Here is a 23,558-nt window from a genome sequence, read left to right on the forward strand (position 1 = left end):
GCCGATTGGAGACATCACGCGAACATTCCCACACTCTCCTACCGTCTGTTTGGTAAATCCCAAACCCGGTAGAGGTTCTTGAGCGCCTCTGCCGTATGGCATTCCACGATTGGCAAACCGGATTCCTGAAGAATTCTCGCGTATTTGGCGCCGCTGTCGCGGGTCTTCACGAGTATCCAATGCATCATCTCCCATTTGATACTGTCCTTGGCGCCTTCCAGATGTCCCGCGCGGCCCGAGCGGTTGATGAGTGTGCGCTTGAGATAGCGGGAAAAGCGTAGCCAATGGTTTGAGGTTATGAGGATGGCGCCGGTAGCGCGCGCCAAACGCTGCGGCATCAGGCGCGAGTAGTTGCCTTCCATGATCCACTGCTCGTCAAGAATTGCCGTATCGTGAAGCGCGGCGAATTCCGCTTCGGGGCGCTGTTGCCAATCCGTATGGGGCAGATGGTGAAGCTGGTCGAGATGGACCGTTGGAAAACCAAGCTTTTTGGAGAGTGCGACCGCCAAGGTCGACTTGCCGGCATTGGAAGGGCCGAGCACGACGATGCGCTCGCCAAGGGAATGCAAGGGAAGCATAGGGCACCGGTCGGGAAATTGGGATGGCTTCCATTGGCTGAAGTAAACGGAATTGTCAATGATATGGGGACCTATCTTCAGTCATCGGTGGCGTTGATCGAATAAGAGTGAGATCAAACTATTTGCTCCTCAAAAACTGTGATCTCCCCGTCGCCACATCTGCCATTTTCTTGACACGCCGGCACTTTCATCCTCAATCGACATGCTGACAACAGATGGAGGCCCGAGACGATGGCGGAAGCGAGCATCAAGCTAGAGGAGAGCTGGAAAGAGGCGCTGTCTCCGGAGTTCGAAAGCCCCTACATGCAGCAGCTCAAATCCTTTCTTGTCGAGGAGAAGCAGCGCGGCAAGGTAATCTTTCCGCGTGGCAGCGAGTATTTCCGCGCGCTGGACCTAACGCCGCTCGACGAGGTGCAGGTCGTCATTCTCGGGCAGGACCCCTATCATGGCTTCGGCCAGGCGCATGGGCTCTGCTTCAGCGTCCGTCCCGGCGTGCGCATTCCGCCGTCGCTTGTCAACATCTACAAGGAGCTGGAGACCGATCTCGGCATTCCGCCGGCGCGCCACGGCTTTCTGGAAAGCTGGGCGAAGCAGGGCGTGCTCCTGCTCAACAGCGTGCTGACGGTCGAGGAATCACAGGCCGCGTCGCATCAGGGCAAAGGGTGGGAGCGCTTCACCGACGCGGTGATCCGCAGGGTCAACGATGAATGCGACGGCGTGGTCTTCATGCTCTGGGGCTCCTATGCCCAGAAGAAGGCCGCTTTCGTCGATACCGAGCGCCATCTGGTGCTGAAGGCGGCGCACCCGTCGCCGCTATCGGCCCATAACGGCTTCCTCGGCTGCCGGCATTTCTCCAAGGCCAATGCTTATCTTGCCGAGCATGGTCGAGAGCCGATCGATTGGGCGCTGCCGAGCAATCCTGATGCTTAAAGCGCGAAGCGATCTTTCAGAGTCGCTTGTTGCGCTTTAAACTCTAGATTTTGCGCGACATGCCTTAGTAAGGCGCCTGTTCCCAGGGGTTGATGATTGAAGCGCCGGTGTCGTCGAAATCGCCGACGTTGCGAGTGACGACGATGAGGTCATGAACGATCGCCGTTGCCGCGATCAATCCATCGGCGTCAACGCGTGGGCGCTGTGCTGCGATACGCCCCCATTCGACCGCAATCTGATCGGTAACGGCAAGGATGCGATTGCGATGGTCGTGCCGGATCTTGCGCATCCATTCTTCCAGATGTGCTGCGCTACGCGGGTCCGTTTTTCGCTTCAGCGCAATCCCGCGCATGATCTCTCCAAGTGTGATGACACTCAGATAGATAGTGGAGGGATTGACCGAGCGCAGCCACGTAATCGCCTGGGAATTGCCGCGGCGAATTTCCGAGATGACGTTGGTGTCGACCAGATACATCAGAAAAGGACATCCCGGCTTGGCGTTTTATCCCGTTTAGATACGGCCTCGGCCATTTCGTCGTCCCAAGCAGGTCCGGACAGCAGGTCATCGGCAAGGCTTGGTTTGCCGGCTAGGAGAGCATCGTAGTCTTCGGCAGAGAGGACGACGGCTGCAGGTTCGCCGCGCAAGGTGACGATTTGCGGTCCCTCGCTGCGTGCTTTCTGTACGACTTTTGAAAATTGGTTCTTTGCATCCTGCAATGGCCAACTCATCGCAATCCTCTCTAGCTAGACTGTCTAGCTTAACCTAATGCGGCACCTGCTGGGAATCAAGAGATGAGCGATATTGCTTCAAGATGAACGATCCGAATTTATCGTTCACTCGATGAAGACAATCCGTTTGGCACTTGAGGGCTATCGAAACACGGGCCACAAGACCATCTTCTGCCCATGAGAAACGCCTGCCAGTGCAGGCGAGCAAAGGGGTTAGAGATGCTCAACCAGATCAAAGGTCTTCACCACGTTACCTCGATGGCGGAAGACGCCAGGACCAACAACAAGTTCTTCACGGATACGCTCGGCCTGCGCCGCGTCAAGAAGACGGTGAATTTCGACGCGCCCGATGTCTATCACCTCTACTACGGTGACGAGATCGGTACGCCGGGCACGATCATGACCTACTTCCCGTTTGCGAAGATGGCGCGCGGTCGCCCTGGCACCGGCGAAGTCGGCAACACGGTTTACTCCGTTCCGGAAGGCGCGATCGGCTATTGGGCCGATCGGCTCGGCAAGCACGGCGTCGAGGGCCTGAAGACGGACGAATCCTTCGGCCAGAAGCGCCTGCATTTTTCCGGCCCCGATGGCGACGGCTTTGCTCTCGTCGAGGTCAAGGACGACAAGCGTCTGCCCTGGACGCATGGCGGCGTCGATGCCGAGCATGCCATCAGGGGCTTCCATTCGGTCGCCATGCGGCTCCGGGACGAAGGCGCCACGGCCGAGCTATTGAAGTACATGGGCTATGAGGTTGTCGACACGCATGAAGGCGTCAAGCGTCTTGCCATTCCCGGCGGCAACGGGGCCGATTATGTCGACCTCGAAACCATGCCGAATATCAACCGCGCGCTGCCGGGAGCCGGCTCCGTCCACCACGTCGCCTTTGCCGTCGAGAACCGCGCAAAGCAGCTCGAGGTGCGCAAGGCGCTGATGGATACGGGCTATCAGGTCACTCCGGTCATCGACCGCGACTATTTCTGGGCGATCTATTTCCGCACGCCGGGCGGCGTGCTGTTCGAAATCGCCACCAACGAACCCGGCTTCGACCGCGACGAGGATACGGCTCATCTCGGCGAGGCGCTGAAACTGCCCGAGCAGCATGCGCATCTGCGCGGCCTGATCGAGCAGCATCTTGAGCCGCTGGAAGGTTGATCGGGAGGACATCATGACGGATATGACTTATGTGCACCGGCTGAAGGCCGGTGCACCCGGAAAGCCTATTTTCTTCACCTTCCATGGCACCGGCGGCGACGAGAATCAGTTCTTCGATTTCGCTGGCCGCCTATTGCCGGATGCAACCATCGTCTCGCCGCGCGGTGACGTTTCGGAATATGGCGCGGCGCGTTTCTTCCGCCGCACGGGCGAGGGGGTCTATGACATGGCCGACCTTGCGCGGGCGACGGGAAAGATGGCGGCCTATGTCTCGGAGTTGGCGGTTCAATACGGTGCATCGCAGGTGCTGGGCCTCGGCTTTTCCAACGGCGCCAATATCCTCGCCAACGTCTTGATCGAGCATGGCGATCTTTTCGATGCGGCCGTACTGATGCATCCGCTGATCCCGTTCCAGCCGAAGGACAATTCAAGGCTGAAAGGGAGGCGCGTGCTGATCACGGCCGGCGAGCGCGATCCGATCGCGCCTGCGCCGATGACCCAGGCGCTGGCCGATTATTTCGCGCGGCAGGATGCTGAGGTCACGCTCGAATGGCATCCGGGCGGCCACGATATTCGCTCCAACGAGATCGAGGCCATCAGCAAATTCCTTGTGCCCTACGCGTGAACTGGAGCAACCGGGCCACGCGGCGGAAAACCTCTGCCGCGTGGCCCGCTATTTGCCGATCAGACGCAGCATCGCCTTCGCTTGCGAGGCGGCTGCGAGCTTTGCCCTCTCATCGATGTAGTCCGTTCCGCAGAAACGGTTGAGGTTCGCCGCATCCATGCTGTCCGGCTGGGCGTGTTTCGTCTCGGCAATGACCATGCGCCAGGCGCAGCCGAGTATCTTGTCCGGTTGGATCGCCTCGTCGCAGCCGGTGCTGAGGCACAGGGCGACGTGTTTCTGCGCGCGATATCCGCCTGCGATGGCTTCTTCGTAATCGGCCGTCCAGCTATCGCGCGTATGTTCGCAACGGGCGGGATTGCTGCTCTGGCTGCATTGCACGGTCTTGTCAACATAGGTTTGCGCCGGCGGCCACAATGGGCCGTCGACCAGGCTGACGCAGCCGCACGCGAACAAGGTGGCTGACAGCAGGCGCAATTGATTCTCCTTCGGCGAGGTTGCCAGAACCGTAGAGCATGTCGCGCAAAAGTGTGCAGCGGTTTTGCGATGGCGATATGCAAAAAATCAAGAGTTTAAAGCGCAGGGAGCGAATCTGAAAGATCGCGACGCGCTTAAAGCGATCGTAAAGATATGCAAGATCAATATGATCTTGCCAACAGCGGCGACGAGACGGCGCTCCCTTGACTACTCGTAGCAATGTGTGGCGTGACCTTCCTGCAACCCTCATCATCTTCCTGCAACCCTCATCATCTTCCGGCAGCCGCGACGCGCAACGACGCAAGCTTAGCTTGTAGGCATCATGGCCTCCCGCTAATGATCTGCCTCGACAGGGCGGGGGGATTCCATCGTGACGCTGGCGGAACAGCAGCAATATAGGCTCGGCGTGATGTATGTTGCGCTCTCGGCGCTCGCCTGGTCGACATCAGGCCTCTTCATGCGCGCGATTCATGCCGACCTGATGACGATCCTGTTCTGCCGCGGAATCGTATCGGGCCTCGGCGTGTTCGCGCTGTTCTTCTATATCGAGCGCCGCAACGCCTTTCGCGTCCTGCGCTCCATGCGCGGCCCATCGCTGGCGGCGACGATCTTTTCCACCGCATCGATGATCAGCGGCATCGGCTCGATCTATTATACATCGGTTGCCGACGCCATGGTCATCTACGCGACCGTGCCCTTCGTCACCGCGGGCGTCGCTTTCCTCTTCATCGGCGAGCGCCCGAATTTGAGGACGCTGATTGCCAGCGGCATTGCCTTCATCGGCGTGCTCGTCATGCTTTCCGGGCATGCGAGCGACGGCGGCAGCTGGTTCGGCAAGGGGCTGGCCGCCATCATGACGCTGACAGTCGCTGCCCTTGCCGTCGTCATGCGCCAGCATCGTAATGTGCCGATGCTGCCTGCGATGGCCCTGTCCGCCTGGCTTTGCTCTTTCATCACCTTCTGGTTCGCCTCACCGCTCTCCCTGTCCGGACAGGATCTCGGCCTGATCATCGCCTTCGGTATCATCCAGAATGCGATGGGCCTCAGTCTCTACACATTCGGCTCGCGGCTAGTTCCGGCTTCGGATGCCGCGTTGCTGACGGCGCTTGAGGTGCCTCTGACGCCGCTGTGGGTCTGGATGGTCTTTGCCGAGCGTCCGTCGACGGCGACGCTGATCGGCGGGCCGATCGTGCTTGCGGCGCTTTTCGGCCATATCCTGTTGGAAGTGCGCCGAAACCGGGCGGTTATTTCAGCACAAGTGCATTGAACGGCTTGTCCGCGTAGCGTCAAAATGCTGAAATCGCTCCGATCACGAGGAGTCGATATCGATGAAAAAGGTATTCAACCCCCCATCCGTCCGCCGCCCTTTCGGCAATTATAATCACGGCCTTCTGGTGCCGCCCGGCGCCAGCCTACTGGTCACCTCAGGCCAGCTCGGCATCGGTCTCGACGACCGCATCCCGGCTGACGTTACGGCGCAGGCCGAGCTATGTTTCAAGGCGATCAATGCCATTCTGGATGAGGCCGGCATGAGTTTTGCCGACATCATCCGCATTTCCGGCTTCGTCACCACGCGCGAGGATTTTCCCGCCTATATGGCCGTGCGTGATCGCTATATCCTGGATCCCAAGCCGGTCTCGACCCTGCTGATTATTGGCGGATTTACGCGCGCCGAATTTCTGGTGGAAGTCGAGGTCACGGCGGCGAAGGTGATGTAACCTCAGTAGCAATGCGAGCTTCTAAATCAGGCTGCCGGATCGAAATTGTCGATCTGCAGGAGACGAGCATGACCCAGAATATCTACGACGATCAGGCTTTCTTCGAAGGCTACAGCCGCCTGCAGCGTTCGGTCGACGGGCTGGCGGGCGCGGCCGAGTGGCCCGCCATCCGCGCTCTGATGCCTGAGATGAAGGGCCTCGATGTCGTGGATCTCGGCTGCGGCTTCGGATGGTTCTGCCGCTGGGCGGCAGAGCAGGGGGCCGCGAGTATTCTGGGCCTCGATGTTTCCGAAAAGATGCTCGAGCGCGCCCGCGCCGAGACGGCGGACGGGCGTGTTCGCTATGATCTGGCCGATCTCGAAAAGCTTCAGCTGCCCGAGGCCGCCTTCGATCTCGTCTATAGTTCCCTGGCCTTCCACTATATCGAAGGCTTTGCCGGGCTTCTGGCGACCATTCGTCAGGCGTTGAAGCCCGGTGGCCGGCTGATCTTTTCGATCGAACATCCAATCTATATGGCGCCACGGCAGCCGGAATGGCAGGTCGATGCTGGGGGTCACAAGATCTGGCCGCTCAGCGCCTATCAGATCGAAGGGCCGCGGGTGACGAACTGGCTTGCCGAAGGCGTCGTCAAGCAGCACCGGACGATGGGCACGACGTTGAACCTGCTGATCAAATCAGGCCTCACCATCGCGCATGTCGAGGAATGGTCGCCGAGCGATGAGGACCTCGCCGCCCATCCGGATTGGGCAATCGAGCGCGAGCGGCCGATGTTTCTGCTGATTTCGACCCGGACCTGAGATCGGTTCGGTATGATTCTGCAGCTTTGCTCCTGTGGGTGAATGATTTTCCTTTTGTCGATAGATTTTATGGGGAATTTATTGCTCGCCGCGGGCCGTTTCCGTAAAATGTCGTTTCTTGAGGCGCATCGGTCCTCCCGATAGTGTGAGTTATCTGGCGCGAGTTAGGGGATAGTGGGAATGAACATGAAAACCTCCGTGGCAATCGAGAGGGCGGTACCCGTCGCCGATCCGGATATCGCGCGCACCGAGTTTCGCAACGCCATGGCCCGGATGGCGGCAGCCGTGAACATCGTCACGACCGATGGCCCGGCCGGGCTGGCCGGCTTTGCGGCGACCGCGGTCTGCAGCGTCACCGACAGCCCGCCGACCTTGCTCGTCTGCCTCAATCGCGGCGCTTCCGTTCATCCCGCCGTGACGCAAAACGGCGTGCTCTGCGTCAACGTCTTGTCGGAAGCGCATGAGGATCTGTCGCGTCTCTTTGGTGGCAAGACCCCGGTCGCCGAGCGGTTCGCGGCCGCCTCCTGGTCGGAATTATCCACTGGTGCGCCGGTGCTGGAAGATGCTCTTGTGTCGTTCGATTGCCGGATCGTGCGTTGGGCCGATGGCGGCACGCATGACATCCTGTTCTGCGAGGTCGATGCCATCCGCCAGCGCGATAGCGGGCAGGGGCTCATCTATTTCGACCGGGCCTATCATTCCGCGGGTCAGGCCGGGTAAGCCGGCCTTCTCGTCGTTTCACGCCAGAAAATCTTTGATCGTCTTTATGACAAGGCCAGGGCGTTCGCGATGCGGCGAATGCCCCGTGTCCGACAGGATATGGAGCGACCCGCGTCCGGCCGCGATCCGGCGCGGATGGGCTTCCGAGCCGTATTCGTCACGGTCTCCGTGAATGGCGAGCACCGGGCATCGGAGCTTTTCAAGTGCCGGATCGAGGCTCCACCCGGCGCGTTCGGGAGCAAGCCAGGTGTCGATCCATGCATGCAGCACCCAATCGGTCTTGCTGCCGTGATATCTGGCAAGCCGGGCGAGGGTCTCCGCCGATCTGAATTCCTGTTCCGCGACCCTGATACCCTGCAGGGTTCTCTCCTCCACGAAAGCCTGAGCGGCAATGGAGATTACGGCATCACAGCGCTCGCCAAAGCTCGCTGCCGTTTCCACAGCCATGCCGCCACCGACACTGTGCCCGCAGGCGACGAACTTTCGGATGGAGAATTGTTCGCACAGCAGCGGCACCGCCTCCTCAGCCTCCAGGGCCACGAAGTTCTGCTGCAGAAGGTCTATGCGGGCATCTGACCGCCCGAAGCCCAATCGATCATAAGCGATCACCTGACGGCCGAGGGAATGGGCGAGCGGCTCCGGGAAATCTCTCCAGAGCGCGATGCACCCGAGGGAATCGTGAAAGAGGATTATCGGCGGCAGGGAAATCTTGGCATCCGGTGCCCAGGATTTGGCATAGAGGCGTCCGGCGGCGCTCTCGATCCAATGTTCCGTTTCGACGATGCCTGCCATTTCGCTCAATAGTTTTCCTGATACCATTCCACGAAGCGGCGCACGCCCTCATCGACTTCGATCTGCGGCTTGAAGCCTGTCAGCGCCACCAGCAGGTCCGGCACGGCATAGGTATTGTGGACGTCGCCAGGCTGCATGGGCAGCATCTTGCGGATCGCCTGCTTGCCGAGCATCGTCTCGATCGTCTCGACAAAGGTCATCAATCCCACCGGCTGGCCGCCGCCGATATTGACGACGCGGAAGGGGGCGTTCTTCGACAAGGTGTCGATGACCGTCTCCGACACCACGCGGTTTTCCTCCGAAGGCACCACGCCGATGAGGCGAACGATGCCTTCGACGAGATCGTCGATATAGGTGAAATCGCGGCTCATCTTGCCTTCGCCGTAGATTTCGATCGGCCTGTCGTTGCGGATGGCATCGACGAATTTGAACAGTGCCATGTCCGGGCGGCCCCACGGGCCATAGACCGTGAAGAAGCGGAAAGCAGTGGTGGGCACGTTGAAGAGATGAGCGTAGCTGTGCGCCATCAGTTCCATGCTCTTCTTGGTCGCCGCGTAGATCGTCATCTGCTCGTCGGCCTTGTCGCTTTCGGCAAAGGGGATCTTTTCGTTGGCGCCATAGACGGAGGAGGTGGAGGCCAGCAGCAGGTGCTTCGGCTGCAGGTCTCTCGCCAGTTCCAGGATGTTGAACGAGCCGACGAGGTTGGAATCGACGTAGGAGCGTGGATTTTCGAGGCTGTAGCGCACGCCGGCCTGGGCGGCGAGATGGACGATCACATCAGGCTCGGCGAGCTCGGCTGCATGCTCGAGCGCCGCCTTGTCCTCCAGCATGCCGGTAACGGCCTTGAAGCCGTTGGAGCGGGCGAGGATGGCCGTGCGCTTCTCCTTGAGCCTGACATCGTAATAGGGCGTCATGCCGTCGAAGCCGACCACGAAATGACCCTCGTCGAGCAGACGCTTGGCAAGGTGGAATCCGATGAAGCCGGCGGTGCCGGTGATGAGATAGCGCATGGGTCGGCCTTTGCTTAAAGCATTTCCAGGAAAAGTGCTTAGCGGTTTTCCGTTCGGAATGCGTAAGCGCTCTAAAGTGTGGCGTCGTTCGAGGGTCTGCCGACGCTTGTATAGGCAAAGCCGTGCTTTGTGACCTCGTCATGGCGATAGATGTTTCGAAGGTCGACGAGGACCGGCGCCTTCATCACGGATTTCAGCCGGGCGAAATCGAGCGCGCGGAACTGGTTCCATTCGGTGACGATGACGAGCGCGTCGGCGTCGCGCGCGGCGCTGTAGGCATCGTCCGCATAGGCAATATTGTCGATCACCAGGCGGGCATTGTCCATGCCTTCCGGATCATAGCCGGTTACCGTGGCGCCGGCATCCTGCAGCGTCTGGATGATCGAGATCGAAGGGCTGTCGCGCATGTCGTCGGTATTCGGCTTGAAGGTCAGGCCGAGGACTGCGATCGCCTTGCCCCTGATATCGCCGCCCATGGCCGCGATCACCTTGCGGCCCATGGCGCGCTTGCGGTTGTCGTTGATCGACACGGTTGTTTCGATCAGGCGCACGGGGCTGTCGTAATCCTGCGCCGTCTTGGCGAGCGCCAGCGTATCCTTCGGGAAACAGGAGCCGCCATAGCCCGGGCCGGCATGCAGGAATTTCGAGCCGATGCGGCCGTCAAGCCCGATGCCGCGCGAGACCTCCTGCACATTGGCGCCGACCTTTTCACAGAGATCGGCCATCTCGTTGATGAAGGTGATCTTCATAGCAAGGAAGGCGTTCGCTGCGTATTTGATCAGCTCCGACGTGCGGCGGGAGGTAAAGAGCAGCGGCGCCTGGTTGAGATAGAGGGGGCGGTAGACTTCGGTCATGACGCCACGGGCGCGCTCGTCATTGAGACCGATGACGATGCGGTCGGGACGCTTGAAATCCTCGATGGCCGCACCTTCGCGCAGGAATTCCGGATTGGAGACGACGGCGACATCGGCTTGCGGATTGGTTTCGCGGACGATGCGCTCGACCTCGTCGCCAGTACCAACAGGCACGGTCGATTTGGTGACGATGACGGTGAAGCCGTTGATATGTTGGGCAATCTCGCGGGCGGCGGCATGGACGTAGGAGAGGTCGGCATGGCCGTCGCCGCGCCGGGACGGCGTGCCGACGGCGATGAAGACGACGTCGCTGTCGGCGACGCTGGTTTCGACGTCCGTGGTGAAGGAGAGGCGACCGGCGCGGACGTTGTCTGCAACGAGCTGCTCCAGGCCCGGTTCGAAGATCGGTATTTCACCGCGTCGCAGCGCCTCGATCTTGCCTGCGTCCTTGTCGACACAGATGACGTCATGGCCGAAATCGGCAAAGCAGACGCCGGACACCAGCCCCACATAACCCGAGCCGATCATCGTGATGCGCATGAAACTTCATTCCTTTTTGCTGGCCTTTTGCTGGCGCCGGATCCCGCGTCAGAGCACGAAGCAGGCATTGGCGATTGAATGTTCTTATACACAGGATCGCGGGGGACGCCTATATGCGACGGCCCGGCCGGAGGAATTGCAAAAGAAGTGTCACAAAAGGCTTTTGCTTTGCTTTCGTTCCATTGGCGTTGTTCTTTGTGCTCAGAGTGAAACGAAGCCTTTGTATTTCCAGCTTATCATCGCTGTCGCTTGTGATTGGCATCATGTTGCCGCATGATGAATTGGGCGCAATCGTTCCGTTGGGAACGGCTGTGTAATGGGCGGTTCGGGACTATTGCATGAAGTCGACTTTTGCCGTGCGTACAATGCGGGCTGGCGAGCTGGAGCTTGCTCTGGAATGGGCCCGGCAAGAGGGATGGAATCCCGGTGTCGATGATGCTCCGGCCTTCTGGGAAGCGGATCCATCCGGCTTTCTGATCGGCGCGATCGGAGAGGTGCCGGTCGGCTGCATCTCCGTTGTTCGATACGGCGAGACTTTCGCGTTTCTCGGCCTTTACATTCTCCATCCGGAGTTTCGTGGGCGGGGATACGGCAAGCAGCTTTGGAACAAGGGCATGGCGCTTGCCGGCAATCGCACCGTCGGACTGGACGGCGTCGTCGCGCAACAGGAAAACTACCGCCGGCACGGCTTCGAGACCGCTTATCGGACTATGCGCTATGGTGGCATCCCCAAGGTACCCGATGTGGAGGATCAGCAGGCAAGGCAGGTGGTGCCGGTAACCGACAGCAAGCTTGACGGGCTGTTGCATTATGATGCGGAAATCTTCCCAGGCCTGCGCCATTCCTTTATTCGTGCCTGGTGCGGTGCTCCGGAAAGGCGCACCTCCTTCATCGTCGGCGGTGGCAGCAGGGTTCGCGGCTATGGCACGATCCGGCGCTGTTTCGAGGGCTACAAGGTCGGCCCGCTGTTCGCCAACAAGCCGGACGTGGCGCTTGCCTTGTTGAGCAGGCTGCTTGCGAAAGCCAAGGGAGCGCCGGTCTATCTGGATGTGCCGGTGGACAATGCTCGGGCCATCAGGCTTGCGGAAGATTGCGGCCTCTCGCCGGTTTTCGAAACGGCTCGCATGTACCGCGGCTCCGCGCCGGCAATCCCGCTCGATCGCGTTTTTGGCGTGACCACGCTCGAGCTTGGCTAGCCGCAGTTCGCTTGCGCCAGCCAGGAACGAGAGCAGCTGATCTTCGATGGAAGAGTAATCGCGGTATCGGAGTATAACCGGTGCGATGATCTCGGCCGAGCATGAATATCTCCATGTCTTTGCGTACAAGCCTGGCCTTTGATGAGGAGGACCGTCAGCTGGATGAGAGCTGTTCGCAGGCGTCGCCCAGCCGGTAGCCGGGAAAAATCCTGTTGGAGGTGCTGATTCGTCATGCAAAAAGCCGAATCTCCTGAGACAACAGGGTCGCTTTCCCAAAAACAAAGCTTTATAGATGCGCGGGTTTGAGCAAGGCACGCGGCTGCGTGCAGGAAGCGGGAATGGATAAATGACGAATGTTGTAGTGATCGGCTCACAGTGGGGTGACGAAGGCAAGGGCAAGATTGTCGACTGGCTTTCGGAACGCGCCGATGTGATTGTGCGCTTTCAGGGCGGTCATAATGCCGGTCATACGCTTGTCGTCGACGGTGTCAGCTACAAGCTGGCGCTGCTGCCTTCCGGGCTGGTGCGCGGCAAGCTCAGCGTCATCGGCAACGGCGTTGTCGTCGATCCCCACCATTTCGTTGCGGAAGTGGAAAAGCTGCGCGCCCAGGGCATCGCGGTTACTCCCGATGTGCTGCGCATTGCCGAGAATGCACCACTGATCCTGTCGCTGCACCGTGATCTGGACGCCATGCGTGAAGATGCAGCCTCCAATAGCGGCACGAAGATCGGCACGACGCGTCGTGGCATCGGTCCTGCCTATGAAGACAAGGTCGGTCGCCGGGCCATTCGCGTTATCGATCTTGCCGAGCCGGAAACGCTGCCGGCCAAGATCGACCGGCTTCTGACCCATCACAATGCCCTCCGCCGCGGCATGGGCGTCGACGAGATCTCCTTCGATTCCCTGCACGACGAGCTCAGCTCCGTCGCGGAACATATTCTTCCCTATATCGATCAGGTCTGGCGGCTGCTCGACGAACAGCGCAAGGCTGGCGCCCGCATTCTTTTCGAAGGCGCGCAGGGCGCGCTGCTGGATAACGACCACGGCACTTATCCATTCGTGACCTCGTCCAACACGGTGGCCGGGCAGGCAGCGGCCGGTTCGGGACTTGGTCCGACGGCGCTGGGCTATGTACTCGGTATCACCAAGGCCTATACGACCCGCGTCGGCGAGGGACCATTCCCCTGCGAACTGCATGACGAGATCGGCAAGCATCTGTCGACCGTCGGCCGCGAAGTCGGCGTCAATACCGGCCGTCCGCGCCGTTGCGGCTGGTTCGACGCCGTGCTGGTGCGCCAGACCGTGAAGACCTCGGGCATCACCGGTATCGCGCTTACCAAACTGGACGTTCTCGACGGCCTCGACGAGCTGAAGATCTGCGTCGGCTACATGCTCGACGGCAAGGAAATCGACTACCTGCCGGCAAGCCAGGCGGCGCAGGCCCGCGTCGAGCCGATCTACATCACGCTCGAAGGCTGGAAGGAATCGACCGTTGGCGCGCGCAAATGGGCTGATCTTCCGGCGCAGGCGATCAAATATGTTCGCCAGGTGGAAGAGCTGATCGGAGCGCCGGTGGCGATGCTTTCGACCAGTCCGGAGCGCGAGGACACCATACTTGTGACTGACCCCTTTGAGGGCTAAAGTCGCGTATCTATGATGAATCCCGGCCCGGCTGCCCGCCGGGCATCATGAGAAAGTACTGATGGCGGATTTTGTAGCAGTTATTCGACGGGCCGTTGACGGCCTGGCCGAAAATACTCCCGAAATGCGGGTCAAGGTTTACGATCGAGCTCGTGGTGCCGTGCAACGGCAGCTCGAGAGCATGAAGCCGCGCCCCCCCGAGGAAATGCTGCGCCGTCAGCTCGATAAGCTCGAGGCCGCAATCGTCGAGGTCGAGGCCGAGCATGCCGAGGCCCTTCCTGGAGCCGAGGAACCGGTCGCGGAAGCGCCTGCGGTGCACGAGCCTGCGGAGCATGAGGATGTCGCCCCCGAGCCCGTTCACGAGCAACACCCGGCTGAAGAAGTCCATGCCGAAGCGGATGTGGAAGAGCCTGTGGCCGCTCCGGCCGAGGTGCATGCCCATGAGGAGCCGGACGTTACTCATCCGGCCCATGAAGAACCCGTCCATGAAGAACCTGTCCATGAGGCGCCCGCTCCCGAGGAGCCGGCTTTGCATGTCGAGCAGGACCATGCACATGGACATCAGCCTGCCGAGGAATGGAGCGAGCCGCATCGCGAAGAGGAGCCCCATGTTCCGGCTGCCGAACATGCTGGCGTCGAACACCATGCCGAGATCGACGAGGAGCCCACCCTCGAGCCGGTTTATCCGGACGAGCCGCAACATCATGCGGAGGAAGCGCCGGCGATTGCCGTCGAGCCTGTCCACGCCGCGCCCGGGCAGCGCGCGCAATCCGCGCCGGTCGACGACGTTATAAGCCAGGTCGAGCAGATCTGGGCCGAGGTGGATGCGCCGGCACGTCGTTCCGAGCCCGAGCCCGTCATGCCGGCCGCGGCTTTCGCGGAGGCTCCGTTCGGCCATCCCGTCGAGGCATCCGAGACGGCGAAGACGCCTGCCATCAACAAGGGCTTTGCCTGGGACGCCGATGTCTTCGAGGAGTTGCAGTCTTCGTCCACGGTGGCCATACCGGTCCAGCAGCCGGCTCGGCAGATGCCGGAAAACGCCTTTGACGATGTCGATCTCTTTGCGGATGTGCATCCCGCCAGCAAGACGGCACCGGACGCCGATGCCGCCAACGACGGCTGGCGCGAGCTCAAGGAACTTGCCGGCTTCGATAAGCGCGCGGAAGATGAGCGGGGCGGTGGTTCCTCCGTTCCGCCCGATCTCGATCAGGCCATGGCGGCAAAACTGCAGGGCCGCAGCTTCCGCATGGAGCCGAAGCGCCGTCGTCTCAACGTTACCGGCATCATCGTCACGCTTGTGGGACTTGCGGTCGTCGGGGGAGGTGGCTACGCGGCCTGGCTGAACCGTGATGCGCTCAACAGCATGGTGACGAAACTCGTCAGCTCGGCAACGAAGAACGGGGCGACGCCACCGGCTGCGGATACGGCAGGCAACAATGCCCCGAAGAACGGTAACGCTTCCACCCCTGCCCAGCAGCAGGCGGCTGCGCCGCAGCCGAACAATCCGGCGGCTCAACCTTCGTCGGGTGCCGGCAATACGGATGTCGCCACGGTGACCAGCGACCCGAATACGGTCAATACGAAGTTCACGCAGCGTCTTCTGGCCAATGGCACCGAAGAGGATAAAGGACCGGCCGCGAACGGTCAGCCGGGTGTCGTCGAGGGCAAGTCCGTTGCGCAGCAGAATGTTGCTTCCGCTGCTCCGTCCGCGACGGCGACGCCGCCTGCGAACAATTCGGCTGCCGCGCAGACCCAGGCGCCGGCGAATGCCGCGCCGAGCCCATCCGCTTCCACGGACCAGCAGGCACCCGCGGCCAGCCAGCAGCAGGCCCCCGCCAATCAGCCGCCGCCCGTGACACAGCAGACGGCAACGGCTACCGACGGGCAGAAGGTGTTTCTCTATGAGGAGCGCCTCGGTCAGACGTCGCCATCCGCCTTCCAGGGCACCGTCACCTGGTCCGTCCAGGAAGGCAAGGGGGCCGATGGCCGGCCAGAGCCTTCGGTACAGGGTCTTATCACCGTTCCGGATCGCGGCCTGACCGCCACGATCACCGTTTCGCGGAATTCGGATTCCTCGCTTCCGGCGAGCCATCTGATCGAGCTGGCATTCCAGGTTCCCCCGACATTCGAAGGCGGGGCGATCGATAATGTCCAGCGCGTTGCGTTGAAGGCGACTGAGCAGGATCGCGGCGATGCATTGATCGCGGTGCCGGCCAAGGTGACCGACGATGTCTATATGATCGCGCTCAACGATTTCCCGGATGCACGCAAGACCAACCTCGACCTTTTGAAAAGCCGTAACTGGATCGATATTCCGATCGTCTATCGCAACGGCCGACGCGCCCTGCTGACGATGGAAAAGGGTCCGACCGGCACGGATGCCTTCAACAAGGCAATTTCGGAATGGCAGGCACTTGGCGGTGTTGCGTCGAGCGGTCAGTAAGGCTTTCTGAAATCGATGAATACGCAAAAGGCGGGCTTGCGGCCCGCCTTTTCATTTCTACCCATTCGGTATCTATCGAAGATAGGTTTCAGGCTGTCGCTTCGACGACGCGAAGCGCCTTGGCGCGTTCCAGCGCATCCTTCTGCACGGCTTCCTGAACCTTTTCGAAGGCGCGGACCTCGATCTGGCGGACGCGTTCGCGGCTGATGTCGAATTCGGACGACAGATCCTCCAGCGTCACCGGCTCATCGGCGAGGCGGCGAGCCTCGAAGATGCGGCGTTCACGATCGTTCAGCACGCCCATGGCGCGCGCCAGCATGCGGCGGCGGGTATCGAGCTCGTCCTGTTCGATCAGCACGTCTTCCTGACTGTCGTGATCGTCAACGAGCCAATCCTGCCACTGGCCGGAATCGCCTTCGGAAGCCTTGATCGGCGCGTTCAGCGACGCGTCGCCGGAGAGGCGGCGGTTCATCGAAACGACTTCCTCTTCCGAGACCTTCAGCTTGGTGGCGATCTCGGTCACGTGTTCCGGCTTCAGATCACCGTCGTCGATAGCCTGGATACGGCCCTTCAGACGGCGCAGGTTGAAGAACAGACGCTTCTGGTTGGCGGTCGTGCCCATCTTCACCAGCGACCACGAGCGCAGGATATATTCCTGGATCGAGGCCTTGATCCACCACATGGCATAGGTGGCTAAACGAAAACCGCGTTCCGGATCGAACTTCTTCACGGCCTGCATCAGGCCGACATTGCCTTCCGACACGACTTCGCCGATCGGCAGGCCGTAGCCGCGATAGCCCATGGCGATCTTCGCCACGAGACGCAGATGGCTGGTGACGAGCTTATGCGCGGCCTGACGGTCGGCATGTTCCGCATAGCGCTTGGCGAGCATGTACTCTTCCTGCGGTTCCAGCATCGGGAACTTGCGGATTTCGTCGAGATAGCGATTAAGGCCGGCTTCTCCGGCGGCGATGGACGGCAAGGTATTACGGGCCATGATTGTGCACCCTCCTATTCAAGATTTGGTTCCTTCTTGGGGGCGTAATTGCGCGCCTTCTGCGAAGCGGACCAAGGCGTACGGGTCCGAGAACCCCGCACTGAACCAATGTAAAGATAAGTACGGCGAAACGGTGATTCAAGGATATGGTCACGCAAGTGTTATCGCAGCGTGACCACTGGTCTCGCCGTGACGTCGCCCTTGGGATTATCCTCCCGAATGTTCCGGCGCCAGATGATTTGACCAAATCGACCCCGAAAACGCGGTCGCGTTTCCGACAGGCACAAGCGCTCGGACTTCGGTCCTCCATGTTTCCTATTATAGGGCGGTAGGTCGCGGGCGTCCAGCGGTCAGGCTGAGAAGCCTCACCGCCTATCCCCTCAGCGCCGCCGCCAGCTCTTCCATATCGTCCGGCAGGGGCGCTTCGAAGTGCATGATGTCGCCGGTGCGCGGATGTTCGAATTGCAGCATGTAGGCATGCAGCGCCTGGCGGGTGAAGTGGTTGACGACCTGCTTGGCTGCGTCAGGCAGAAGGTTCGCCTTGGTCTTGAAGCCGCCGCCATAGACGGCATCGCCCAGCAGCGGATGGCCGATATGCGCCATGTGCACGCGGATCTGGTGGGTGCGGCCGGTTTCGAGATGGCAATCGATCAGCGAGGCAAGCGCAGTCGAGTCCGGCGTCTCGTGAAAGCGCTCCAGCACTTCGTAATGCGTGATGGCCTCATCGGCTTCCTGCGAATCCGGGCGCTTGACGGCCCGGCGCGTGCGGTCGCCGCTCGACCGGCCGAGGGGCGCATCGATGGTGCCGATAAGCTGGCGGGGGCGCCCCCAGACGATTGCCTGATAAGCACGCTCGAGCGAGGTTGTCCTGCCATGATCGGCAAATTGCTGCGACAGACGCCGGTGGGCGACATCGTTCTTGGCGACGACCATTACGCCCGTCGTATCTTTGTCCAGCCGATGGACGATGCCCGGGCGACGGACGCCGCCGATGCCGGAAAGGCTGTTGCCGCAATGATGGATCAGCGCATTGACAAGTGTTCCGGTCCAATTGCCGGCAGCGGGGTGGACGACCAGGCCGGCGGGCTTGGAGATGACGATGACGTCGTCGTCTTCATAGAGCACATCGAGTGGAATATCCTCGCCCTGCGGCGTCGGATCCGCCGGCTCGGGCAGCGTGATCTCATAGACATCGCCTGGACGCACCTTGCGCTTGGCGTCGGTGATCGGTGCATTGTTGAGCATCACGGCGCCTTCCTTGATCAGCGCCTGCACGCGGCTGCGGGAAAATTCCTCGCCGATCTCGGCCGTCAGCCATGAATCGAGCCTTCCTTCGGCATTTTCATCGGCGGTAAGGACTTTTCTATTGCTCGCGGCTTCTTTAAAGGGGTCGCTCAAACGTATTTCTCCGGCGCACAAAGCGCTCTACTGGAAGCAAGGACGCATCGATGACGAATCTCGAGCCAGACGATCAAGAGGAAAAGCCCCTCGATCCGGCCCTGGAGAAAGTCCGACGCAAGATGATCCGCCTGCAGATCGTCTCTGCGGCCGTCATGGTGGTGAGCCTTATGGCTGTCTTCGGCGCCGTTGTCTACAAGACGATGAAGCCGGCGGCGAAGCCTGCAGGCCAAGCGGCCTCCGGCATCCCGTCCGATGCTCCTGTTGCCGCGACGGCTCTGCTGCCGGCAGGCTTTACGGTTCAGTCCACCGCGCTGTCGGGCAATCAGGTGCTGTTCTACGGCACGCTTGCCGGCGGCCAGCGCCAGGCCATCGTGTTCGACTACGGTATCGGCCGCATCGTGGCGACCATATCGCTGTCCAATTGACGGGCTGACGATGACGAGCGAGCGGCTCATCGAGATCACTTATCTCGACGATCCGCGTATCGCCGAATTCCGCAATATCCGCGAACGCGATCTGACAGGCCGAGAGAACCGTTTCATCGCGGAGGGGACCGTCGTGCTGCGGCTTCTCGCCGGCGCGCATGCGACTGGTGGCGATTTCGTCGCCGAGAAAGTGCTGCTGCTCAAAAATCGCGTTGCCGGCCTAAGCGATATCATCGACACCTTCCCATCGGATGTCCCGATCTATGTCGCGGCCGCCGAGGTGCTCGATGGCATTGTCGGCTTCCATCTGCATCGCGGCGTTCTGGCGTTGGGGCGCAGAACGGCGGAAGAGGGGATGAACGACCTTCTCGACCGCCTCCCGAAGCGGTCGCTCGTGCTCGTCGGCTGCGGCATTTCCAATCACGACAATATGGGGTCCATGTTTCGCAATGCGGCGGCCTTCGGCGCCGATGCGGTGCTGCTCGACGAGAGCTGCTGCGATCCGCTCTATCGCAAGGCGCTGCGGGTTTCGGTCGGCTCGATCCTGACCATACCGTACCGACGGCAATCGAGCGCCGTGGAGCTGCTTACGGCGCTGGCCGAGCGCGGCTTCGCGATCTGGAGCCTCTCGCCACGCGGGACGGTCGATATTCGTGACGTCGCGGCTTCGCAGCGCATGGCGCTTGTCGTCGGCACGGAAGGGGAGGGTCTGCCCGAAAGCATCCTTTCCGCCTTCGGCAGCGTGCGCATCCCGCAGGCGCCGGGGCTGGACAGCCTCAATGTCGCGACGGCCAGCGGCATCGCGCTTTTCGAGATGGCTGCGAAGAACGGGCGTATCTGAACGGCGCTGTGAGGCTTTGAATTATGCAGTGGCGGTCAGGAGTGCTTCGGCAGCATGGCCGCGACGCGATCGGCGAGGCTAAGGCGTGCACCCGGTTCGGCGGCTTCCCTGTTCTTCGGTAAAAGACCGAAGATCGGGGAGCTATCGCCCTCCTTGAGCGCCGTCAGCGCCACCATGTTGGCAGCTATCTTTGCAATCTCCTCGCGCATGGCGTCATCATGCGCGGGCGAGCGGGTCTTCGCCAAGCGGTCAGAAAGGGCCGCCGCCCGGTTGCGGACCTCTTCCGTCATTTCGGCGATCTCGTCTTCCACTGTGCGCCCCGGTTCCGCCACTTGCGGCGGTTCTGCAGTCTTTGTCTGGTCATCTGCCGTCGCGATCACCGAGGCAGCCGAAAGCTTCGGTGTTCTTGCCGGCTTTTTCGGTGGCGTGAGGCCGGCCGCACGCAGTGCCTTGCTGGCCTCCCTTGATTCCTTGACGGCGGCCTCGAGCCGCTCCCTCAGGCGGATGACATCCTGAGCCTGCCGCTCGATCGCGGTTTCCTTGTCGGCGCTGCCGGCGATTTCGCGATTGAGGCGCTCCTCGAGCCGCTTGTTCTTGTCGCTTTCCTGTCGCAGCGACTGTCCAACATCCGCGGCACGCAGGTTTGCCGCACTCAGATCCTGGCGCAGCGTATCACGCTCGTCCCGCAATGTATTGATGCGCAGCTTCAGGCTCTCGATTTCGGTTTCGCGGGTTGCTAGGTCGATCTTGAGATTGTCCGTGTCGGCGGCCATCTTCGTCATCCGCTTGCGCAATCCGTCAATATCGGCTTCCTTTTCGGCACTTGCCTGCTCGGCGGTATGGATGCCCGATTTGAGCTGGCTGATATAGCTCTCCTCGTGCCTCAGGCGCGAGCGCAGTTCGCCCGCCTCCGCTTCCAGATCGTCGATGCGCGTCTGCAGCTCAGCACTTCCGGCGGAGAGGCGGCTCGCTTCCTGCTGAAGCTTGCCATTATGGATCTGCAGGCTAACGGTCTTGTCGCGCTCCTGCGTCAAGGCGTGCTCGGTTCTGGCGTTTTCGGCCGCAAAGAGGGCGCGCGCCATATCCTTCTGCGCGCGCACTTCCTGCGGGCTCAGCGGCATGGTCGCCTTCAGGCGCTTTTCGGTGAACCAGACGATGCGGCGATGGATTGCCGGCGCGATGAGAAAGACCAGAAGAGCGGCCGTCAGAAAGCCCAATCCGAACAAGAGAGCAAATTGAATCACGACGCGGCCAGTATCCTGGAGTTATGTTCGATCTTGATAAAAGGATTAATCATGGGTTAGCCATGCGGGCAAGCGTTTAACGCGGATATGGTTTATCGGCACGAGGTCGAATTTACGGAAAGAAAAGGCCCGCGATCTGCGCGGGCCAAGGCTGGGCTGCCTGGGAGACCATATGAGGTGGAGGATCAGAAAGGATTCCAGGTCGGGCTGGGCGTAACCTTCAGATAGCCGAGGTTGACGCCGAGGCGGGCGCCAAGGCCGGTTCGGATCGGCACGAGGACGATATTGTTGTTCTTCAGCACGGTCATGCCGAAGCCGGCAACCACGAAGGCCTGGCCGCTGACGCCGCCAAAGCGGGTATAGACGCTGTTGATGCTCGGCAGATCGTAGACCAGCATCATGACGCGGGTGCCCTGGCCGCCATAATCGAAGCCGAGCGACGGACCCTGCCAGTAGAGCGGATGCTCGCCGGCATTCTTAGTGTTGAGCTGGCCCTCGCCGTAAGTCAGGCCGGCGAGAAAGGCGCCGGAGCCTTCCTGGCCGAGGATATAGCCGTTCGGCAAACCATATTGCTGGAAGGCCCGCTCGATCACCTTGGCGAGGCCGCCGCTGGTGGAGCCGAAGAAGGAATGGCCGGCATCGACGATTTCCTGCGCCGAATACTGATTTGTGGGCGCGGCAGAGGCCTGGCGAACCGGCAAGGCGAAGCTCACGAATGCGACAATGGCCAGGATCAGGCCGAGGCCGAGCGTCCTGGTGCCGGGGCTTGGCATTCTCTTGAGGAGTTCATAGCGCATGAAAGTCATCCGTTCATCATGGTCGGTGCAACAGGGGTGAACGAGCAACGCATTCGCCTGAATGCGCCACGCATGGCACGCCCCATCCTCAGACCAATCCGCTCATTTATCGCAGGCCGATTCGCGTGCGAAAAAGTCTGATGGTGATGAATGCATTTTGCGTCGATGGTCTTAACAATCGGTTTACCAAATATGGTGTCATTATGGCGCGCGGTACACTGGCTGCGACAACCCTCGGGCAACCTTACCGTGGCAACGTGGACTCGACTGCATTTTGCCTTGCCAGCATTCAGGAGACAATGAATGTCGAAGAACCCGAACCTCACCTTGACCGGACCGGATCTGGCCGCGCTGCTGTGCAGCCGCGTCTGCCATGATGTGATCTCTCCGGTCGGGGCGATCAATAATGGCCTGGAGCTGCTCGACGAGGGTGGTGCTGACGCGGATGCCATGGATCTGATCCGCACGAGCGCGCTCAACGCCTCCGTCCGCCTGAAATTCGCACGCCTCGCCTTCGGCGCTTCGGGCTCGGTCGGCGCCTCGATCGACACAGGCGAAGCGGAGCGGGCGGCCAAGGATTTCGCCGCCGCCGAGAAGAAGACCGAGGTCAATTGGATCGGCCCGCGCGCCATCATCGCCAAGAACCGCGTCAAGTTGCTGCTCAATCTCTTCCTGGTTGCCTATGGCGCGATTCCGCGCGGCGGCAACATCGACGTAACGCTCGAAAATCCGGAATCGGACGCCAAGTTCACGCTCGCCGTCAAGGGACGGCTGATGCGCGTGCCGCCGAAATTTGCCGAGATCTGCTCAGGCACCCTGGAAGAGGCGATCGATGCACATTCGATCCAGCCATACTACACGGTTCTTCTTGCCGACGAGAGTGGCATGGAGCTTTCCTACAATGCGACGCCGGAGGAATTGACCTTCGTCGCGTCCATGGCGGCGCAATAAACGGATCGGTTCACCCGTGTCCTTCGCCCGCGGTCGAACATCGGCTGCGGGTTTATTTTTTCGTGCATTGAAAATTCTGTGCAATCTTATGGTTGTTTGCGCAATTAACAATATAGCGGTAACGAATCCTTAGCTTGCTGCTCCTATCGTTTCAATTTGAAGTCGTCGTTTGGACAATGGCGGCTGATGCCAGGGAGCTCAGAGATGCAGCGGTTCATGATAACGGATAGTTCGGATGTCGTCAGAAAAGTCGGCAAACGAATCCTGTCCGAGCTGGATTTTCTCGTGAGCGAAGCCGGGGACGCCCGTGAGGCGCTGATGCGTTGCCAGGCCGAAATCCCGGATTACCTGCTCGTCGATGCCGGCATGGAAGGGGCGCTCGATCTCATCGCCAGCATCCGCGCCATGCCTGATGGCAAGGATGTGAAGATCTATTATTGCGTTGTCGAGGCCGACCTTCGCAAGCTGATGGCCGGAAAGCGCGCCGGCGCCACGGATTTTCTGCTGAAGCCTTTCGACCGCAAGATCCTGACGGCTATATTCGGTAATCGCGCCGCGGCCGCGTAATTTCATCGAAGTTATCGAACAATAATGGCCGCCCTATCGAGGCGGCTATTATTTTGACTTTCACCGCAGCACTTCAACGTGTTGCAGCGTCCTTGGCGCGGCTTAAAAGACGCGGCGCTGTAAAGCGCGAAATAG

The 23,558-nt window shown here is 60.7% G+C and carries 25 protein-coding genes; 14 read left to right on the forward strand and 11 right to left on the reverse strand.

Annotated elements, in window-relative coordinates; genetic code table 11:
• Positions 1 to 38 precede the first annotated feature (38 nt).
• On the reverse strand, positions 39 to 509 hold the full coding sequence (locus HGP16_RS02025) for an AAA family ATPase (RefSeq protein WP_246703249.1): 471 nt from the start codon (positions 507 to 509) through the stop codon (positions 39 to 41).
• 300 nt (positions 510 to 809) lie between these two features.
• Here HGP16_RS02025 and ung point away from each other — a divergent pair, with 300 nt between their 5' ends.
• Complete coding sequence (gene ung / locus HGP16_RS02030) at positions 810 to 1,508, forward strand: uracil-DNA glycosylase (protein WP_168838345.1); 699 nt, start codon at positions 810 to 812, stop codon at positions 1,506 to 1,508.
• A 64-nt stretch (positions 1,509 to 1,572) separates the two neighbouring features.
• On the opposite strand, the gene HGP16_RS02035 is transcribed toward ung, so the two are convergent.
• Both HGP16_RS02035 and HGP16_RS02040 read right to left on the reverse strand, forming a co-directional pair.
• Positions 1,573 to 1,983, reverse strand: coding sequence for a type II toxin-antitoxin system VapC family toxin (locus tag HGP16_RS02035; protein ID WP_168838346.1), 411 nt, complete (start codon positions 1,981 to 1,983; stop codon positions 1,573 to 1,575).
• On the reverse strand, positions 1,983 to 2,237 hold the full coding sequence (locus HGP16_RS02040) for a type II toxin-antitoxin system Phd/YefM family antitoxin (RefSeq protein WP_168838347.1): 255 nt from the start codon (positions 2,235 to 2,237) through the stop codon (positions 1,983 to 1,985). The genes HGP16_RS02035 and HGP16_RS02040 overlap by 1 nt, the downstream gene beginning before the upstream one ends.
• A 219-nt stretch (positions 2,238 to 2,456) precedes the next feature.
• Here HGP16_RS02040 and HGP16_RS02045 point away from each other — a divergent pair, with 219 nt between their 5' ends.
• Entirely contained in the window at positions 2,457 to 3,389 is a 933-nt protein-coding gene (locus HGP16_RS02045) for a VOC family protein (protein ID WP_168838348.1), read from the forward strand.
• Positions 3,390 to 3,402: 13 nt separating this feature from the next.
• Positions 3,403 to 4,014, forward strand: a complete 612-nt coding sequence (locus tag HGP16_RS02050) for an alpha/beta hydrolase (RefSeq protein ID WP_168838349.1) — start codon at positions 3,403 to 3,405, stop codon at positions 4,012 to 4,014.
• A 48-nt stretch (positions 4,015 to 4,062) separates the two neighbouring features.
• Here the strand turns inward: HGP16_RS02050 and HGP16_RS02055 are convergent, their stop codons facing one another.
• Complete coding sequence (locus HGP16_RS02055; RefSeq protein WP_168838350.1) at positions 4,063 to 4,488, reverse strand: hypothetical protein; 426 nt, start codon at positions 4,486 to 4,488, stop codon at positions 4,063 to 4,065.
• Positions 4,489 to 4,858: 370 nt separating this feature from the next.
• Here HGP16_RS02055 and HGP16_RS02060 point away from each other — a divergent pair, with 370 nt between their 5' ends.
• The 4 genes from HGP16_RS02060 to rutF all read left to right on the forward strand — a co-directional run bounded on the left by HGP16_RS02060 (position 4,859) and on the right by rutF (position 7,723).
• Entirely contained in the window at positions 4,859 to 5,755 is an 897-nt protein-coding gene (locus HGP16_RS02060) for a DMT family transporter (RefSeq protein ID WP_168838351.1), read from the forward strand.
• 61 nt (positions 5,756 to 5,816) lie between these two features.
• Positions 5,817 to 6,206, forward strand: coding sequence for a RidA family protein (locus HGP16_RS02065; protein ID WP_168838352.1), 390 nt, complete (start codon positions 5,817 to 5,819; stop codon positions 6,204 to 6,206).
• A gap of 68 nt (positions 6,207 to 6,274) precedes the next feature.
• Positions 6,275 to 7,003 carry a bifunctional 2-polyprenyl-6-hydroxyphenol methylase/3-demethylubiquinol 3-O-methyltransferase UbiG gene (locus HGP16_RS02070; RefSeq protein ID WP_168838353.1) on the forward strand — a complete coding sequence of 243 codons (729 nt, stop codon included), beginning with the start codon at positions 6,275 to 6,277 and terminating at the stop codon, positions 7,001 to 7,003.
• A gap of 180 nt (positions 7,004 to 7,183) precedes the next feature.
• Positions 7,184 to 7,723, forward strand: a complete 540-nt coding sequence (rutF, locus tag HGP16_RS02075) for an NADH-dependent FMN reductase RutF (RefSeq protein ID WP_168838354.1) — start codon at positions 7,184 to 7,186, stop codon at positions 7,721 to 7,723.
• Positions 7,724 to 7,741: 18 nt separating this feature from the next.
• Here the strand turns inward: rutF and HGP16_RS02080 are convergent, their stop codons facing one another.
• The 3 genes from HGP16_RS02080 to HGP16_RS02090 form a co-directional block, all read right to left on the reverse strand.
• A complete protein-coding gene (locus tag HGP16_RS02080; RefSeq protein WP_168838598.1) occupies positions 7,742 to 8,515 on the reverse strand; it encodes an alpha/beta fold hydrolase in 774 nt (257 codons plus the stop codon).
• Positions 8,516 to 8,520: 5 nt separating this feature from the next.
• The gene (locus tag HGP16_RS02085; protein ID WP_168838355.1) at positions 8,521 to 9,525 is read right to left on the reverse strand and encodes an NAD-dependent epimerase; all 1,005 of its coding nucleotides are present in this window, start codon (positions 9,523 to 9,525) and stop codon (positions 8,521 to 8,523) included.
• Positions 9,526 to 9,596: 71 nt separating this feature from the next.
• On the reverse strand, positions 9,597 to 10,919 hold the full coding sequence (locus tag HGP16_RS02090) for a UDP-glucose/GDP-mannose dehydrogenase family protein (RefSeq protein WP_168838356.1): 1,323 nt from the start codon (positions 10,917 to 10,919) through the stop codon (positions 9,597 to 9,599).
• A gap of 338 nt (positions 10,920 to 11,257) precedes the next feature.
• Between HGP16_RS02090 and HGP16_RS02095 the strand changes: the two genes are divergently transcribed.
• The 3 genes from HGP16_RS02095 (at position 11,258) to HGP16_RS02105 (ending at position 16,200) form a co-directional block, all read left to right on the forward strand.
• Positions 11,258 to 12,115: a GNAT family N-acetyltransferase gene (locus HGP16_RS02095; protein WP_168838357.1), complete on the forward strand. Its 858-nt coding sequence runs from the start codon at positions 11,258 to 11,260 to the stop codon at positions 12,113 to 12,115.
• Positions 12,116 to 12,461: 346 nt separating this feature from the next.
• Entirely contained in the window at positions 12,462 to 13,757 is a 1,296-nt protein-coding gene (locus HGP16_RS02100; protein WP_168838358.1) for an adenylosuccinate synthase, read from the forward strand.
• A gap of 61 nt (positions 13,758 to 13,818) precedes the next feature.
• Positions 13,819 to 16,200 carry a hypothetical protein gene (locus HGP16_RS02105; protein ID WP_168838359.1) on the forward strand — a complete coding sequence of 794 codons (2,382 nt, stop codon included), beginning with the start codon at positions 13,819 to 13,821 and terminating at the stop codon, positions 16,198 to 16,200.
• An 88-nt stretch (positions 16,201 to 16,288) separates the two neighbouring features.
• Here the strand turns inward: HGP16_RS02105 and rpoH are convergent, their stop codons facing one another.
• On the reverse strand, positions 16,289 to 17,197 hold the full coding sequence (gene rpoH, locus HGP16_RS02110) for an RNA polymerase sigma factor RpoH (RefSeq protein WP_168838360.1): 909 nt from the start codon (positions 17,195 to 17,197) through the stop codon (positions 16,289 to 16,291).
• Between the two features lie 372 nt (positions 17,198 to 17,569).
• On the reverse strand, positions 17,570 to 18,595 hold the full coding sequence (locus HGP16_RS02115) for an RluA family pseudouridine synthase (RefSeq protein WP_168838361.1): 1,026 nt from the start codon (positions 18,593 to 18,595) through the stop codon (positions 17,570 to 17,572).
• A 50-nt stretch (positions 18,596 to 18,645) separates the two neighbouring features.
• Here HGP16_RS02115 and HGP16_RS02120 point away from each other — a divergent pair, with 50 nt between their 5' ends.
• Positions 18,646 to 19,023, forward strand: a complete 378-nt coding sequence (locus tag HGP16_RS02120; protein ID WP_168838362.1) for a hypothetical protein — start codon at positions 18,646 to 18,648, stop codon at positions 19,021 to 19,023.
• A gap of 10 nt (positions 19,024 to 19,033) precedes the next feature.
• Entirely contained in the window at positions 19,034 to 19,864 is an 831-nt protein-coding gene (locus tag HGP16_RS02125; RefSeq protein ID WP_168838363.1) for an RNA methyltransferase, read from the forward strand.
• A 35-nt stretch (positions 19,865 to 19,899) separates the two neighbouring features.
• On the opposite strand, the gene HGP16_RS02130 is transcribed toward HGP16_RS02125, so the two are convergent.
• Positions 19,900 to 21,108: a hypothetical protein gene (locus tag HGP16_RS02130; RefSeq protein ID WP_168838364.1), complete on the reverse strand. Its 1,209-nt coding sequence runs from the start codon at positions 21,106 to 21,108 to the stop codon at positions 19,900 to 19,902.
• Between the two features lie 185 nt (positions 21,109 to 21,293).
• On the reverse strand, positions 21,294 to 21,905 hold the full coding sequence (locus tag HGP16_RS02135; protein WP_168838365.1) for a DUF1134 domain-containing protein: 612 nt from the start codon (positions 21,903 to 21,905) through the stop codon (positions 21,294 to 21,296).
• A gap of 303 nt (positions 21,906 to 22,208) precedes the next feature.
• On the opposite strand from HGP16_RS02135, the gene chpT reads away from it, so the two are divergent.
• Positions 22,209 to 22,856: a histidine phosphotransferase ChpT gene (gene chpT, locus HGP16_RS02140; protein WP_168838366.1), complete on the forward strand. Its 648-nt coding sequence runs from the start codon at positions 22,209 to 22,211 to the stop codon at positions 22,854 to 22,856.
• Positions 22,857 to 23,060: 204 nt separating this feature from the next.
• Entirely contained in the window at positions 23,061 to 23,423 is a 363-nt protein-coding gene (locus tag HGP16_RS02145) for a PleD family two-component system response regulator (RefSeq protein WP_168838367.1), read from the forward strand.
• Positions 23,424 to 23,558: the final 135 nt, after the last annotated feature.

The sequence above is a fragment of the Rhizobium sp. P40RR-XXII genome (assembly GCF_012641405.1).
GTDB lineage: Bacteria > Pseudomonadota > Alphaproteobacteria > Rhizobiales > Rhizobiaceae > Rhizobium.